Below are 15869 nucleotides of genomic sequence, written 5' to 3'. Positions count from 1 at the left end.
GTATGGTATAATCTAAAAGTTAGCAAGAAAATCAATCGTCGCATGATGACGTAACAAGACCCATGGACATTTGAGGGGGTGCCATTGGGCGTGAGACACGTTCTGGGAGTTGTGTTCCTCGTTGTTTCTGTTGCGTTTGTCCATTGGGACGCAAAAAGGACCAAAATGCACCATCCAAATTTTTGGATTGTTGCGGTGGCCTTTTTCCCGCCCATGCTTGTCCTGTATCTCATTCGCCGCTATCAGCACCTGTCACAGACCAAACTGTCCAAACGTCAGGTGCGGGAGCTCATCAAACGCCGCAAGAGCCGGGCGCGGATGAAAAAAGCCGATGCTGACCGCAAGGCGTGGTCAAAGGCTGAAAAAGGTTACAAGAAAAGGGATCCAGATGGATTCAAGGAAACCAAGGAACGCGTAGAAGAGGAGAAAGAAGCCCTGCGCGAGCAGTTTGAAGACGAGCTTGAAAGACAGGAAAAATTACGAAAGCACCGCATGGGCGTCCGCCATTAGGCGCCTGTGGTTTTTGATTGAAGTTTAGCCTTGTACTGGGTCAAGGCCCCAGTCAAAGAAGTGAGGGAATCAGAGTGGAAAAATTGGTAGTCAAAGGCGGACATCGCCTTTCGGGAACGGTTCGCGTGAGCGGGGCCAAGAATGCGGTCCTGCCCATCATTGCCGCCTCTGTCCTGGGGACGGAAGGCAGCGTCATTTCAGAAGTGCCTGAACTGGAAGATGTATCGACCATCTGCAAGGTCCTGGAGTGCCTGGGCCTTAAAGTCGATGCATCCAAACCTCATACACTGAAAATCGACAGCCATGTCGTTACGGGGTATGAAGCTCCCTACGACCTTGTGAGCACCATGCGGGCTTCGTTCCTTGTCATGGGATCACTTCTTGCCCGTGTGGGAAAAGCCAAGATTTCTCTGCCCGGGGGCTGCGCCATTGGGACGCGTCCCATTGATATCCATCTGAAAGGCTTTGAGGCGCTGGGAGCACGGATTGAACAAGGTCATGGCAGTATTGAGGCCTCGGCTCCGAACGGACTTGTGGGAACGACCATCTACCTTGATTTCCCCAGTGTTGGAGCAACGGAAAACCTTATGATGGCGGCTTCCATGGCCAAAGGCACGACCATCATTGAAAATGCAGCCCAGGAACCGGAAATCGTTGACCTTGCCAACTACATCAATGTGATGGGAGGAAAGGTGCGCGGCGCAGGTACGACGGCCATCCATATCGATGGGGTGGAATGCATGAAGGGCGGTGAGCATATTGTCATCCCCGACCGCATCGAAGCTGGAACCTATATGGTGGCCAGTGCCATGACTCAGGGGGACATCAAGGTGGAAAATGTCCTGTGCGAACATATGAAACCGCTCATTGCCAAACTCCGTGAGGCAGGCTGTACCGTTGAAGAAGGAATCAACGACGTGCGCGTCGTGGGACCGAGAAAACTCAAGCCGATTACAATCAAGACCTTGCCTTACCCAGGGTTCCCAACGGATATGCAGGCCCAGGTCATGGCCATGATGTGCATTGCCGATGGACAGAGTTCGGTCCTTGAAACGGTCTTTGAAAACCGTTTCATGCATGTGGATGAGCTCCTGCGCATGGGAGCCAACATCAAGACAAGCGGCGGCAGGGCAGCTCTCATTGAAGGCGTGGATAAGCTTTATGGCTGCCAGGTACGGGCGACGGACCTGCGGGCTGGGGCGGCCATGGTCCTTGCGGGACTTGTGGCTGATGGTACAACGGAAATCACCGATATCTACCATATCGACCGCGGCTACGAGAATCTAGTAACAAAGATGACGGCCCTTGGGGCCGACATCCAGCGCGTAGGCTGAGGCGCATATGAAGCGGCTGGAAGAAGGTTTCCTGTCAAGGCTCTTTACCAATGTTGACGTCGGCGTGGACCTGGGAACGAGCAATCTGCTTATTTTCCTGCCAGAGCGGGGCATTGTTTACCGTGAGCCTTCCATGGTGGCCATTGACAAAACAAATGGAAAAGTCGTTGCCGTCGGTCGGCGGGCAAAGGAAATGCTGGGGAAGACGCCTGACCGCATCGATGTGGTCCAACCTCTTGCTGGCGGCGTTGTCGCCGACTATGAAGCGACTGCCGGCATGCTTGGTACTGTTCTCGAACGGGTCGTAGGACGCAACATCTTTTTTAAGCCCCGTCTTATGGTCTGCATCCCGACGGGAGTGACAAGTGTTGAAAAGCGAGCTGTCATTGAGGCTTGTGCCCAGGCTGGCGCGGCAAGGACCTTTCTCATTGAGGAACCCTTGGCAGCGGCCATTGGAGCTGGCATCGACGTGCGGGAAGCAAAAGGACGCATGGTCGTCGATATTGGCGGCGGGACGACGGATGTGGCCGTCATCAGCCTTGGCGGTATTGTTGCCAGCAAGGCACTGCGCATCGGCGGCAATAAATTTGATGAGGCCATTGTGCGTTACCTCAAAAAGGATTTGAACATTCAGGTCGCAGACAACGTGGCCGAAGAAATCAAACTCCAGATTGGCAGTGTGAGCCGTCTGGGAATGCACGGTGATATGCTCGTCCACGGACGTGATCAGATTACGGGCCTGCCGACTGCACTGCGCATGACGAGCCGTGACACAATGCGTGCCATGGGGGAACCCGTATCCCAGATCCTATCATGCATCCGTTCCGTTTTCGAAAAGACGCCGCCGGAGCTTGCGGCGGATATCCTTAGTGAAGGCATTGTCCTGACGGGTGGGGGTGCTCTTTTGGAGGGACTGGCCGACGTTGTCCAGTCTGATACACACATTCGGACAAAGGTCGCTGAAGATCCTTTGGACTGCGTTGCCATCGGAGCCGGCAAGGCTTTTTCCCATTCGGTCATCATGGACGGACTGCTCCATCAGGAATAGCAACAACATCATAGACGGGGTGCTGCTGTGCGGCGCCCCGTTTTCATCTGTATGAGAGGGAACAAAAAACATGAACATAAAACAAATTGGGCGAACCCTGACCATTGCGCTTCTAGCAAGTCTTATGGCTGGTTCGGCCATGGCAGCAACCATCAGTGACCTTCGGGGCGGCGTCAAGGATACACGGGCGCGGCTTGTCATGGATATTGATGAGACTATGCACTATGAGGAACGGGCCCAAGGCAGGACACTCATCCTTACCTTTGACGCCAAGACGGACCGGACGCGGTCCGTACGGGTGAGGGACCGGCGCGTCAAAAACGCGGTCCTGGCGCCATTGGGAAAAAAGAGCCGTCTTGTCGTCACCTTCCGGGAAAGTGTACCGGACTACAAGGTCTTTTTCCTTAAGAAGCCAGGCCGCTTGGTCATTGATTTTCCGACAAAGAGCAAAAGCAGCACGGAATCCCCCCAAAAAACGGGCGAGAACCTCGGCAAAGGGGTGACCTACCGAAAGAGCCGCGTTAATTTGGGAGCAGGCAATGTTGACACCTATGTTCTCACGATTGCGCCTGACAGTGCTTATGAACTCCAATTTGTACCGGGTTATGGCCATACCATCCAAAAGGGGACCCTTTCCATGATTTCCCGCCGTTCTGGGGCCAAGGCCCTTGTCAATGCTTCCTATTTTGACTCCGATATCTGGGTTGTTGGAAATCTCAAGATTCGTGGCAAGTGGCTTGGTATGGAAGAAACGCCCCGCACAGGTCTCGTTCTTGAAGAAAAGGGAAAAGCAGCCATCTTGCCGCGGCTTTCTTTTACGGGCACCGTGACCCGACCTGATGGGGCGGAAATGAAGATAACGGGTCTGAATCGCATGCGCCTTGAAAATGACCTGATTTTTTATAATAATGGCTATGACGATACAACGGATACGAACGCGGCAGGCGTGGAAGTGGCCATCCGTAACGGCCGCGTCATAAAGACTGGCACAACAGGCAGCATGCCCATGAGCTGGAACATGACCGTTCTTTCCGGACATGGCACGGCAGCGGACTTCCTGCGCCCCCTTGCTGTTGGGGATAAGGTCAAGATCAAGACCAGTCTTGGCAGTCCTCTTGCCGATAAGGCGCCTAGTGTGGGTACGGCAGGGCCTCTTCTGGTTTATGACGGCCTTGTGAATGTGACGGCAAGTCTTGAAGAGATTCCTTCCGATATCGCGGATGGACGGGCACCCCGGACCGCGGTTGGCATCAAGAAGGATGGGACTATCCTTGTTGTGGTGGCAGACGGACGGTCAAGCCGCAGTGCAGGGATGACCCTTCCTGAACTGGCACGTTACCTGATCCAGCTTGGCGCGGATCGGGCCATGAACTTTGACGGCGGAGGATCCAGTGAAATGGTGGTGAATGGAGCCGTGAAGAACCGTCCCAGCGATGGTGCTGAACGGCCAGTCCGTGTGGCTCTGGGCCTTTTCCCGCGCTAAGGGGACTTGCATGAAGGGATACTTTCGATATATAATGATAGCTACAACGAAACCTAATTTGTCGTTGTCATAAAGAAGGTGGATATCATGATGAGAAATTTACTCCATAAAAGAAATGTGTGGGCCCTCGCTATCCTTATGGTCATTGCTGCGCTGGGTATTGCTCAGGCAGCAACCACAAGACCGCAGACAGCCAGTCTTTCCGGACAGGTGGTGACCGCTGTTTCCGTTGGGGCTTCTGTCCAGGAAGGCAGCGTCCTGGTTACGGTCAAGACCCTTGCTGGTTCGGCGTCGGCTGCAAGAGCCAACTGCAGCGGCAAGGTCGTTTCCGTATCGGCAAAGCCAGGAAGTACGGTTTCGGCTGGCCAAGTTGTTGCCCAGATTGAAGAACCATAACAAGTCTTAAAGCTGCAGCGCGTGAAGGGTTGCAGCTTCTTTTTCGTATCTATAACAAAAGTAGGGAGGACCTATGCTACGCTTTTTGAAACGAATGGGGCTCATGGTAAGCCTTGTTTGGATGATGCTCATTTCGGTGGCATTTGCCAATGTACCCACCATTGCGGTGGAGGAGTTGCGCCCAGGCATGACGGGCTACGGCAAGACCGTTTTCCAAGGTACCAAGATAGAGACCTTTGATGTGGAGGTCCTTGGCGTGACCGGTTCGGAAACAGGGGGCTATAGCATCCTCATCCGTGCTTCTGGAGATAACCTCAGGAAAAATGGCGGTATTTCCCAAGGCATGAGCGGCAGCCCGGTCTATATTGATGGACGCCTAGCCGGTGCTGTGGCGTATGGACAGGCCTTTTCAGACCCTAACTACTGCTTTTTGACCCCCATTAGCCAGATGCTCGATATGCTTCAGGAACCTGATCCGCGTCCGTCCGTCTTTGAGGGCCTCGCGGCAAAAAGCACGCCCCTCATGGTCAGTGGGTTTACGGAAGATGGACTTCATCACCTCAACGAGAACTTGAAACCCTTTGGTCTTACAAGTTATGCCGTACCGACAGGGGCTGATGCTCTTTCCGGTGTGGGACTCGAACCGGGAAGTTCCGTCGGTGTTTCCTTGGTCCGGGGTGATATGAATATTGGTGCCATTGGCACTGTTACTTGGGTGGGGGATGATGGCCATATCCTGGCTTTTGGTCATCCCTTTATGCAGCATGGTAAGAGTGACTATTTCATGACAAATGCCTATATCTATGCAGCTGTCCCTAATATTCAGAGCGCCTTTAAAGTGGGCTCTCTTGGTGATACCTTGGGGCGCATTACAGAGGATCGCTTAAGCGGCGTTGCGGGAAAATTGGGAGAAAATGCCAAGATCATCCCCATGTACGTGTCTGTCACTGATATGGACCGTGGCCTTCACCAATCAACGAATGTTCAGCTTGTCACTGATGAGGACCTTGTGCCAACCCTTGTGGACGGGGTTGCGTATAACGCCGTAAGCCTTGCCAAGGACCGTAAAGGCGGCGGAACAAGCCGTATCCGTTTCACCGTAACTGCCCAGGGAGAGAAGGAAGGTCCCATCCGCCTGCGCCGGGAGAACATGTTCTATAGCAGCAAGGACATCGGCAAGATCACGAATTCCGAGCTCAATATCGCGCTTGATATGCTTATGAACAACCGCTTTGACACGGTGAAGATCTTTGATGTCAATGTTGATGTGGAAACAAGCGCTCAGTGCGAAGTAGCGGAACTGGTCAGCGCCTCCTTCCCCAATCAGCCTGTGGTACAGGGCGGGGATCTGCCCATTCGCCTGACCTTTAAGCCCTATCGGGCCAAGGAATTTACGAGGACCATCCACTTCAAGGTCCCTGATAAGCAGAAACCGGGGCCCATGAACCTCATTGTACGCAGCGGCAACGCGACACAATGGCTGCAAAACGCCTTGAACCGCCGTAACCAGCAAAATGCGGGGGATGAGCAGATGGCTGGCTCTATGGCCAATGCTCAGCGGGAATTCAAGGATTTCCTGAGTGATTTCAATAGTATGGATGCCAATAATGAAATTGTCGTAGATCTTGCCCAGAATCTTGATTCTGTAGAAGCTAAGGACGGAGATGCCCAAAGCTTTGCTTCCGGTGTTTCGACCCTCCTCAAAGGAAGCCCAAACAAGCAGAAATATACCATGGACTTCATCATCAGCGGGGAAACAGGAATTACAGTGCAGGTGAAAAAGCGATAAAATGATTCCCGCAATAATTGCGGCACCTTGATAACGATAGTGAGCCCATTGCTTTAGGAAAGAAGGTCCTGAAGCAATGGGCTCATGCCGTATCAGGAAAACTGTCCGGACGATTTTTCTCGCATACAAGTCGTGACGGGCCAGCAAGGCTTCATAAAGAGACCTATTTTTTCATTAATTTTTTCTACAAAATGCGGTATAATGATAGAATGATTTCTAAGTATGCAGAACGCCTGCGTTCCTGCAATAAAGGAGTTACGTCATGGGACTTAAGACAATCTGTGCCTATTTGGGCCGCCGGGCCGTTTATGCCTTTCAGGCGACAGGACGCATCATGAATCTTTTTTTTGCGACATGCAGCGCCCTTTCCAAGGCCACACCGCGGGAGGTCCTGCGCCAGATGGCAAAGCTTGGGGCAGATTCCCTGCCTATTGTAAGCATGACGAGTATGTGTACGGGCATGGTCCTATCCGTTCAGACGGCGAAGGAATTTGTCCGTTTTGGTGCAGCTGATTCCGTCGGCGGCATTGTGGCCATTGCTATGGCCCGCGAGTTGGCACCTATCCTTGCCGGTGTTGTTGTGGCCGGCCGAATCGGAGCCGCCATTGCTGCTGAAATCGGTACTATGAAGGTCACGGAACAAATCGATGCCCTACGCGTTATGGCGACTAGTCCAACCCAGTATCTTGTGGCCCCGCGCTTTCTCGCCATTGTGCTCATGATGCCCATCCTGGTTATTTATGCCAACCTCGTCGGTGATATCGGCGGCGGGTTTGTTGCTATGAACTATGCCGGAATCGGGAGCCATATGTTCATCGAATCCATTCGTGGCTTCGTTGAATCTTGGGACCTTGTGGGCGGCCTCATCAAAGGTGCCGTTTTTGGTGCCATCATCGCCGTCATCGGATGCCATAAGGGCCTTAATGCTCAGCAAGGGGCCGAAGGGGTAGGCAAGGCTACAACGGCATCCGTTGTTCTTTCCATTATCTTGATCTTTATCTTCAACTATTTCCTCTCCGTTATGTTGTACGTCCATGGAGGCTGATATGAGCGAAACGGTAATTGAATTTAAGGACGTGGACATGTCCTTTGGGGACAAGACGGTCCTTGACCATGTATCCTTTTCCGTTGAAAAAGGAGAGACCGTTGCTATTATCGGTCCGAGCGGTACGGGCAAAAGTACGACCCTGAAACTTCTTATTGGGCTTCTTGAACCGATGGGGGGCAGTGTCCGGATAAAAGGCCGTGAGGTCAATCATTTTACGGAAAAACAGTGGAACGAACTGCGACTTCACATGGGGATGGTTTTCCAGTATTCTGCCCTTTTTGATTTTCTGACAGTGGAAGAAAATGTGGCCTTTGGTCTTAAGCAGCATACCCACATGCTAACAGACGATATCAAACTGCGGGTAAGGGACCTCCTTTCGTCCGTAGGACTTTCTGGGAACGAAAAAGCCTATCCCGCAGAACTTTCTGGGGGAATGAAAAAGCGCGTTGACCTCGCCCGTGCCCTTGCCCTTGATCCTGAAATCATCCTTTATGATGAACCTACGGCTGGCCTTGATCCCATTATGGCGGCAAACATCAGTCAGCTTATCCTTGATACGAAACGTAAGCGGGGCATTACGTCCGTCCTTGTAACCCACGATATGGCGTCCGCCTTCCTCTGCGCGGACCGAATCCTCATGCTCAATCAGGGTAAGATTGTCTTTTCTGGGACGCCCCACGAGGCCCGTCATACGGACCAGCCCCTTGTAAAGGCCTTCATCCGCAGTGACCTATTTGAAGAGAACCCAACAAAGGAGTGAAATCATGAAATCCACAGACGAAGTAAAAGTTGGAGCCGTGACGCTGGGCGGGTTTGTTATCCTGGCGCTGATGCTCACCTTTTTGGGTGTATTCAGTTTTGCGTCCCGGCAGTATAAGCTCAATGTCATCTTTGACAATGTCAATGGTCTCAAAGTCGGCAACGAAGTCCGCTTTGCCGGTGTTCCGATTGGAAAGGTCGATGATATTCTCGTCGATGGGTCCAAAGTCAAGGTTGTCATGAAAATTGACCAGAAACAAAAAGTGCCCCGTAATTCCCAGTTTGGCATTGGCATGGACGGCGTCATGGGAACCAAGTTTGTTACCATTACCCCTCCGGAGATTGCTACGGGTGTCACCTTCCGGGAAGGGGAGACAATCACGGGGCAAACAACGGGAGGCGTTGATAAGCTCATGAATTCATCGGGCAAGGTTATGGAAAAATTGGAGACTGTTGCTGATGCCTTCAGCAACGTCTTTGGTGATAAAGCTGTCCAGAAGTCCATGCGGGAAGGTTTTGTCCAGACCGGAGAAATCACAAAGAACCTCAATGCTTTTACGAAGGCTTTGGCCCAGATGGCCCAGGATAACCAAGGTGATATCCATGCCATGGTCGGCCAAATGAAGGAAATGACAGTCCACATGAACAGCATCATGACCCAGGCTGACAATAACGGCGAAACGGGCCGCAACGTAGCCCTCATGGCGGCCAATATGAAGGACGTCAGTGAAACCATCAAGGAAACAGCGGCTTCCCTTCAGGGCGTTGTGACCGACCCTAAGGTCCAGGACGATCTTAAGATTACCATCCATAACGCGGCTGAAACAAGCGAAAAAGCAAACCGCGTCATGGGCGTCGTTGCCGATGCCCGCATTCGGACAGATGTCATGTATCGCGACAAGGACAGTAAATGGCGTGCCGATATCGGTGCCGAACTGCCGACAAGCCAAAATGATTTCTTCTACCTCGGTGTGAGCGACGCCGGCGGCGATGATGATTTCAATTTCCATTACAACAAGCGCCTTGGCAAGTTCATTGTGGGCCGTGTTGGCCTCATGGAAGGCGAATTTGGTGTTGGTGCGGATTGGCTCTTGTCGCCCAAATTCCATCTCTTTACGGATTACTATGACTTCAATGACGGTAAGCTCAAGGTAGGCGCTGAGTGGGCCTTTTCCCCAAAACTGTCCCTCATTGGAGAAAACATGGATGTCCTTGATGGGCATAGTGATCTCACCTACTTGGGACTGAGGGCCCGTTTTTAAGGATTTGTGAACAATTGGTGGAACGGGAGTAAAAACCGGCTCACCCCGTTGACTTTCAAAAATATTGCGCATATAATGTGTATTACTGACTAGCCAGTCAGAATTTGAGGAGGGTACGATACGTCATGCATATCCATAAAAAAGCACTGATCGGCGCTGTCTTCTTGAGTGTCCTGTCTCTTGGTACCGCTTTTGCCCAAGAGGCACCTCAATCTGTCAGCCTCGATCTGAATAAGGCCGTTCGCATGGCCCTTGAAAATAACTCTGATGTCAAGATTTCCTCGTCCGAACTGGATGCCGCTAAGGCAGGACTTGACGCGGCTCGGGCAGCTCGTTGGGGAAGCATTGATTTTGCTCATTCCACGGGGCGGAACATGAGGTATAAGACGGCTGCTGGTGCAACGCTCGCTACTGGCCCTGTGGGGACAAACAGCAGCACGAACACTGTGAGCATTTCCGTTCCTATCTACACGGGCGGGAGACTCGAAGGTCAGATAGAAGAAGCCAAGGCCAACCAAAAATATTATGAATATGGCATGAATAGCGCCTACCAGACGACGCGCTACAATGCGGCCAAGGGATATTATGATGTCCTTGAAAGCATCAATACGGTGAACCTCCAGAAAGAAACCGTGGACCGGCTGGCTGAGCATCTGAGGAATACCCAGTCCCAGTTTAATGTAGGTGTTTCCGCAAAAGTCGATGTTCTTCGCAGTCAGGTGGAACTTGTCGATGCCCAGCAGACCCTGACCCAGGCCCAAAATAACTATGATGTGGCTGTAGCCACCTTGAACAATGTCTTGGGACTTCCGACGGGAACCCCTCTTTCCTTGAGTGAAGGACTGGAATATAAACCCAATGATTATACCCTTGATAACTGCCTGTCCTATGCCATGCTGAACCGGCCCGAGATCCATCAGGCCCAGGCTTCCGTTGATATGGCAAAAGCAGAACAAAAGATTGCCAACGCGGCAACCCTGCCACAATTGAGCCTCAGCGCCGCTAATGGCTGGGCTGATGACCGTTTCCCTGGTGCCCATAAATATGAGTGGTCCGTTGGGGCTTCTGTGGACTTCAACATCTGGGACTATGGCGTCAATGCTGCTAAGATCCGTCAGGCCAAGGCTAACGTTGTCAAAGCCGAGGAAAGCTATCGCCAGATCAGCGATCAAGTGAACCTTGCTGTCAGAACGTCGTACCTTAGCATGCGGGAAGCAGAAAAACGCATCAAGACAACGGAAGTCGCGGTTGAACAAGCAGAAGAAGATTACCGTATCGCCCAGCTGCGCTACCAGGCCGGTGTGGGAACGAACACGGACGTCCTCGATGCTTCCGTTGCCCTGACGACCGCCAAAAATAACTACATCCAAGCCCTCTATGATTACAACACGTCATGGGCACTGCTTGAACAGTCCATGGGTGTTCCGACGGATGTGGAAGAATAAGATAGGAGTGCTCGGCGCACAAATCGACCGATTTGATGTGAAGACATGCCCCCATTGTTCTATGGAAACAATGGGGGCATGTTCTTTTGTGTGATGGACGTCTCACCTTAGGAAAGGGCCGGCCCGTCGGACTGCGAATGAATTTGCACCGCGCTTTACAGTTTTAGCGTTACTCCCTCATAGCATTACAGCATTCCTAATCCCGTTCAACTAAAATTTATTTTCTTCTTTCCCTTCACTTTGGTATACTATAGTTGTATCTATGGGAAAACGGAACAACCAGCCCCTTTTTCACCCGATTTTCCCAAGGGGAACGGTATCCCGTTCCAGAAAGGCGGATCATGCGGCCAAAATGGAAAAAACGCCTGCCTTTCCTTCTCCTTGTCATACCGGCACTCTATGTAGGGACATTCAAGGTTCTCATGCCAAGGGTGCTCCCCACGGTGCGGCCCATGGTGGAGGAAACAGCGGCTCAGTATATCAACGGAAAACTCCATATTGACCGGATTGAGGTCAGCCCGGACCTGACCTTCCGCATCAAGGACAGTGCGGTCTATGACCGAGCGGGTATCCTTGTGGCAAAGATTCCGGAAGTCGCTGTTCGCGTCAATCCATTGAACCTGTTGCTGGGACACGGAATTAGCAGGATGGTGAGCCTTGTTGCCATCAACGATCCAACGGTGTATATGGTCATGGACAGCAGCGATCGCTGGAACGTGGAAAATCTTATTAAAAAGTCTGAGTCGTCCAGTGAGGACTTCCGCGGCTTAGTGACGGTCAATCGAGGCTCGATTCAGCTTTCAACGCCTTATGGCGCATGGCATGTCGGTGCATCCGGTTCCATTGACCTTGTCCATAACCCTGTCTATGGTCTTGACATGGATCTTACGACGGTAAAGGGGGAGAAGCTGCAGCTGATTGGTTCCATTAAAAGTGACGGAACCGGAGAAGTGTCGGCGAGCACTGAAACTTTTTGCGTAACGCCCTACGCGGCCCTTGTGGCACACTATGCCCCTATAGCGGATCTTGCAGGAACCCTTTCAAAGCTTTCTGTTACCTGGCGCAACGATGATCAGGAAAGTAAGCTTTCGGGGAGCGTCAAGGCAGATTCCCTATCCTTATCCGTTCATAAGGACAATCTCCTGCTGCCGCTTACGGCTGTAGGAACAGTCCACTTTGATAATAAGGACTTTGCTTTTACAGATTTTACGGTGTCCCTTGATAGGTCATCGGTTACCTTGAATGGGGGACTTGACCTTACAGACGCACAGACGCCTGTTTTTCACCAATTTGCTGTAAAGACGGATGACTTTGACCTTGACGCAATTCCCTTGGACCTTCCTCTTTCAGGCCGTGTTACGGCAAGTGCCTCCCTGGATGGCTCTTTTGACAGCCTTCTTGCCGCGGGAACCGTGGACAGTCCGGCCTTGACCGTGAATGGATATGAAATAGATAACCTTCACTTGCCCCTTTCGGCTCAGGGAACCCAAGTAAATGTTACGGACGGAACCTTCTATCTTGCTGGCGGCAAAGGAACCTTGACGGCTTCATATGATACGCAGGACCGCACTTTTGCTGCGACGCTTAAAAGCGAGAGTCTTGATTTGGGAGCGGTGGCCCCTGATGTAGGCAGCATTGTCCTTTCCGGCGACCTCTATGCTGAGGGACGCTATGATGATGACCTTTTTGCCCACGTCCTTAGTGATGATCTGTCCCTCACGGTCCATGGGCTCTCCTTTACCCATGTTGATTTGGGCGCTGTGTATGAAAAGGGTCGCTTGACCTTGGACCGCTTTGCGGCCAATTCGGAAAATGGCGGCTCTGTGACAGGCTCGGGCAGTCTTGAAGGCTCAGCCCTTAAGGGAAATTTTTATGTTACGGATCTCCCTGTGGGACCTATCCTTGCCTCCTTCGGAGAAGAAGGAGAGGGTCTCCTTTCTGCCCACATGATGATTGAAGGAACCACGGATGACCCAGAAGGGACGGCAGCCTTTTCTCTCAAGGATGTCTCCGTTAAAGGCTTTATCGCAAAAGAAGCCCACGGTCTTGTCAGCTGGAAGGATCGTGTCGTCCGTCTGACGAAGGTGGAGCTTGATCCGCCGCAAGGCCGTCACGAACTTGATGGCTCCGTTGTCCTTACGGGTGATGATCCATGGCTTGACCTGACAGTCGTCACCAAGGGCGTACGTCTTGAACCTTTCTCCGATGCCTTTGCCCTGCCTCTTCCTGTTACAGGAAACCTCACCAATACGGTCCACGTGACAGGGACGCTAAAAAATCCTAATATTACGGGTCATGTGCGGGCCTACGATGGCTCGGTCAATAAGTTCCTTGTCGATGAGCTATCTGGTGACTACTCCGTCAATGACGGCGCTATTACGATGAAAAACTTCAAGCTCCAGGCCTTGACATCGACCGCAACCTTTGCAGGGACCATTGCTAAAAATGGAGACCTTGCCCTAGGAATCGACGCCTACGGCATCATGCTCCAGCGTCTGCCTTGGCTTAAGGAAGCAGCCAGTCTCCAAGGCAGCGTGAACTTTAACGGGGCTGTAAGCGGCAACCTTTCCAATCCGCTTTTCACCGGTGTATTGTCCTCAAATTCCGTAATCATCAACGGTGAGGAGTTCACGGGACTTGCCCTATCCATTGATTCCACGGGGGGCAAAATCAATGAACTTGAAGGCTCCTTCCAGCAGAAATCAGGAGGAGACTATTTCCTGTCCGCTCATATTGACCTTTTGAACCATTACTACCAGTGGAAAGCGGAAGTGGAGCGGGGGAACGTACGGAGTCTCCTTAAAATGGGCGGCTACGACCTTGATATTGATGGGTTTCTTTCCGGTACCATTGCCCTTAATCCGAATGGACGCCGAACGGGCCTTGCCATCAAAGGTAAGGTGGAAGATGGAAAAGTGCAGGGTGTTCCCTTTGATTCCGCTGATTTTGATATTTTTGGTCACCTCGGCGTTTGGCATATCAACCAGCTCCAGGCCCTTGAAAAAGGCGGCGGTCTCTTTGCTGCCCAAGGTGAAGTGGATATGAAGAACCGGACCTTGGACCTTGAAGTCGCGGCAAATGGCATTTCGCCTAAAATCCTTACGGTAAGCCTTGATGATCCGCCGGAAATTGGGGGTGCCCTCAATATGGCCGCACAGGTCAAGGGGCCCTTTGATGATCCAAATGGGAACTTCTCCCTTGAAGTAACGGGCGGCTCTGTAAGCGGAGTAACCTTCGACTCCATTTACGGCATGGCCACACTGCGGGATGGTATGTTTACCTTGAACCAGTTCCTTGTCCAGCGCGGAATCTATAAGCTGTCTGCCTACGGTACCCTGCCCCTTGACCTGTTACGGGCCAAGGAGGATCGCCGTAATCCCGACGCGCGGATGAACCTTGACTTGCACCTTGACAATGCAAATCTTGACATCCTGCCGACGCTTACGAAATATGTCCAGTGGGCAACCGGTCCTATGAAAGGAAACCTCAATGTGAGCGGGACCTTGGAGGACTATACCTTAGATGGTGCGATTCGTCTCGATGACGGCACTATCAAGCTGCGGGGCATGAATAATACCATCGACCACGTGAAGCTAGATACAGAATTTGCAGGAACGAAAGTCAATCTTAAGGAACTGTCTGCCGTCATTGGCGATCATGGCAGCGTCATGGCGTCAGGAAGCTATGAACTTCATGGCGGGGAATCGCCTTATGCCCTTACGGCGGCCATCCGCGATGTCTTCATTGATTCGCGGCAGATTGGAGGCAAGGTCAATGGGGACATTTCCGTTACACAGAAAAATGGGATGCCATTTGTAGCGGGCGCTCTCAATCTGGAGGATCTCTATATCGGACTGACCTCCGTGCCGAGTTTTGGCAGCGGCGGATCGCCTATTGGTCTTGACTTTACAGTTGACCTCGGGGAGAAGATGCACCTTCATACAGCGTCCTTCTACGATATCTGGGGCGGCGGCAAGATCCACCTCGGGGGAACGACAGCAGATCCGGATATTACAGGCGCCATCAATCTGACAAAGGGAACCCTCAATTACCTCAATACCCCCTTTAGGATGGGCCGCAGCATCGTCACTTGGCCGGAGCGAGGAACGTTTACGCCCCACCTTGATATGAAAGCTTTTACGCGTCTTGGCCAGTACATGATCCTTGCCACCATCGAAGGACCGCTGTCCATGGATGGACTGCAGGTCCATCTAAAGAGTGATCCGCCCAAGGATGAAAATACGCTCAAACGCTTCCTGACCTTGAAGACGGATAACGCGGACCTGACCAACAATGATTGGATGGGGCTCATCGACGCTGGTATCCAGCTAAGCTACCTGTCCGATGTGGAAGATGCCATCAAACAGGCCCTGCAGCTGGACGAACTGCGCGTCTACAGTGGCAGTCTCCAGTCCGGCATTGGCTTTAGCGTCGATGCGAAACGGGCAAATGAAGTGATTGGCGATGATCGGCGGCAATACAACTGGCTTGTGGCTAAAAGTTTCGGCGACAAACTTCGTCTTGGCTATACGGCAAGCTTCGATGGGGAAGACTCGAGCATCTTTGCGGAATACTTCCTCAACCGCCGCCTGAACCTCAGCGTATCCGTTGACGAAGAAAACAGGGCCTGGTATGGTGTACAGTATCATACGAGGTTCTAAAGAAAAGCACGGCCCTGATTGACCTAGGTGCGTGGCCCATTGCTTCTTTTCGGCGTAAGGTGGCGGTGGGCTCACGGGCTATGGGGAGCGAGCGCCTTCGTCCAGTCTGGAGCCCGCCCCCTTTGACTGATCAT

11 protein-coding genes are annotated in these 15869 nt (G+C 52.2%); all 11 read left to right on the top strand.

What is annotated here, in order from left to right; all coding sequences use genetic code 11:
- The first annotated feature begins 90 nt into the window (after positions 1-90).
- Positions 91-510, top strand: a complete 420-nt coding sequence (locus HMPREF1246_RS01850; protein WP_131219503.1) for a hypothetical protein — start codon at positions 91-93, stop codon at positions 508-510.
- Positions 511-584: 74 nt separating this feature from the next.
- Positions 585-1844 carry a UDP-N-acetylglucosamine 1-carboxyvinyltransferase gene (murA, locus tag HMPREF1246_RS01845; protein WP_021736530.1) on the top strand — a complete coding sequence of 420 codons (1260 nt, stop codon included), beginning with the start codon at positions 585-587 and terminating at the stop codon, positions 1842-1844.
- Positions 1845-1851: 7 nt separating this feature from the next.
- On the top strand, positions 1852-2892 hold the full coding sequence (locus tag HMPREF1246_RS01840) for a rod shape-determining protein (protein ID WP_021736575.1): 1041 nt from the start codon (positions 1852-1854) through the stop codon (positions 2890-2892).
- Between the two features lie 70 nt (positions 2893-2962).
- Positions 2963-4375: a phosphodiester glycosidase family protein gene (locus tag HMPREF1246_RS01835; protein ID WP_021736564.1), complete on the top strand. Its 1413-nt coding sequence runs from the start codon at positions 2963-2965 to the stop codon at positions 4373-4375.
- An 87-nt stretch (positions 4376-4462) separates the two neighbouring features.
- A complete protein-coding gene (locus HMPREF1246_RS01830; RefSeq protein WP_021736571.1) occupies positions 4463-4771 on the top strand; it encodes a biotin/lipoyl-containing protein in 309 nt (102 codons plus the stop codon).
- A gap of 73 nt (positions 4772-4844) precedes the next feature.
- A complete protein-coding gene (locus HMPREF1246_RS01825) occupies positions 4845-6560 on the top strand; it encodes a SpoIVB peptidase S55 domain-containing protein (protein WP_021736578.1) in 1716 nt (571 codons plus the stop codon).
- Positions 6561-6822: 262 nt separating this feature from the next.
- A complete protein-coding gene (locus HMPREF1246_RS01820; RefSeq protein WP_021736525.1) occupies positions 6823-7605 on the top strand; it encodes an ABC transporter permease in 783 nt (260 codons plus the stop codon).
- A gap of 1 nt (position 7606) precedes the next feature.
- Complete coding sequence (locus HMPREF1246_RS01815) at positions 7607-8368, top strand: ABC transporter ATP-binding protein (RefSeq protein WP_021736585.1); 762 nt, start codon at positions 7607-7609, stop codon at positions 8366-8368.
- Positions 8369-8372: 4 nt separating this feature from the next.
- On the top strand, positions 8373-9629 hold the full coding sequence (locus HMPREF1246_RS01810) for an MlaD family protein (protein ID WP_021736535.1): 1257 nt from the start codon (positions 8373-8375) through the stop codon (positions 9627-9629).
- A 125-nt stretch (positions 9630-9754) separates the two neighbouring features.
- The gene (locus HMPREF1246_RS01805; RefSeq protein ID WP_021736579.1) at positions 9755-11074 is read left to right on the top strand and encodes a TolC family protein; all 1320 of its coding nucleotides are present in this window, start codon (positions 9755-9757) and stop codon (positions 11072-11074) included.
- A 341-nt stretch (positions 11075-11415) separates the two neighbouring features.
- A complete protein-coding gene (locus tag HMPREF1246_RS01800) occupies positions 11416-15735 on the top strand; it encodes a translocation/assembly module TamB domain-containing protein (RefSeq protein WP_021736526.1) in 4320 nt (1439 codons plus the stop codon).
- Positions 15736-15869: the final 134 nt, after the last annotated feature.

This window comes from Acidaminococcus sp. BV3L6 (genome assembly GCF_000468835.1).
GTDB lineage: Bacteria > Bacillota > Negativicutes > Acidaminococcales > Acidaminococcaceae > Acidaminococcus > Acidaminococcus intestini.
The sequence above is the reverse complement of the archived record's forward strand: the minus strand, read 5'-3'. Positions and strand labels throughout refer to the sequence as shown.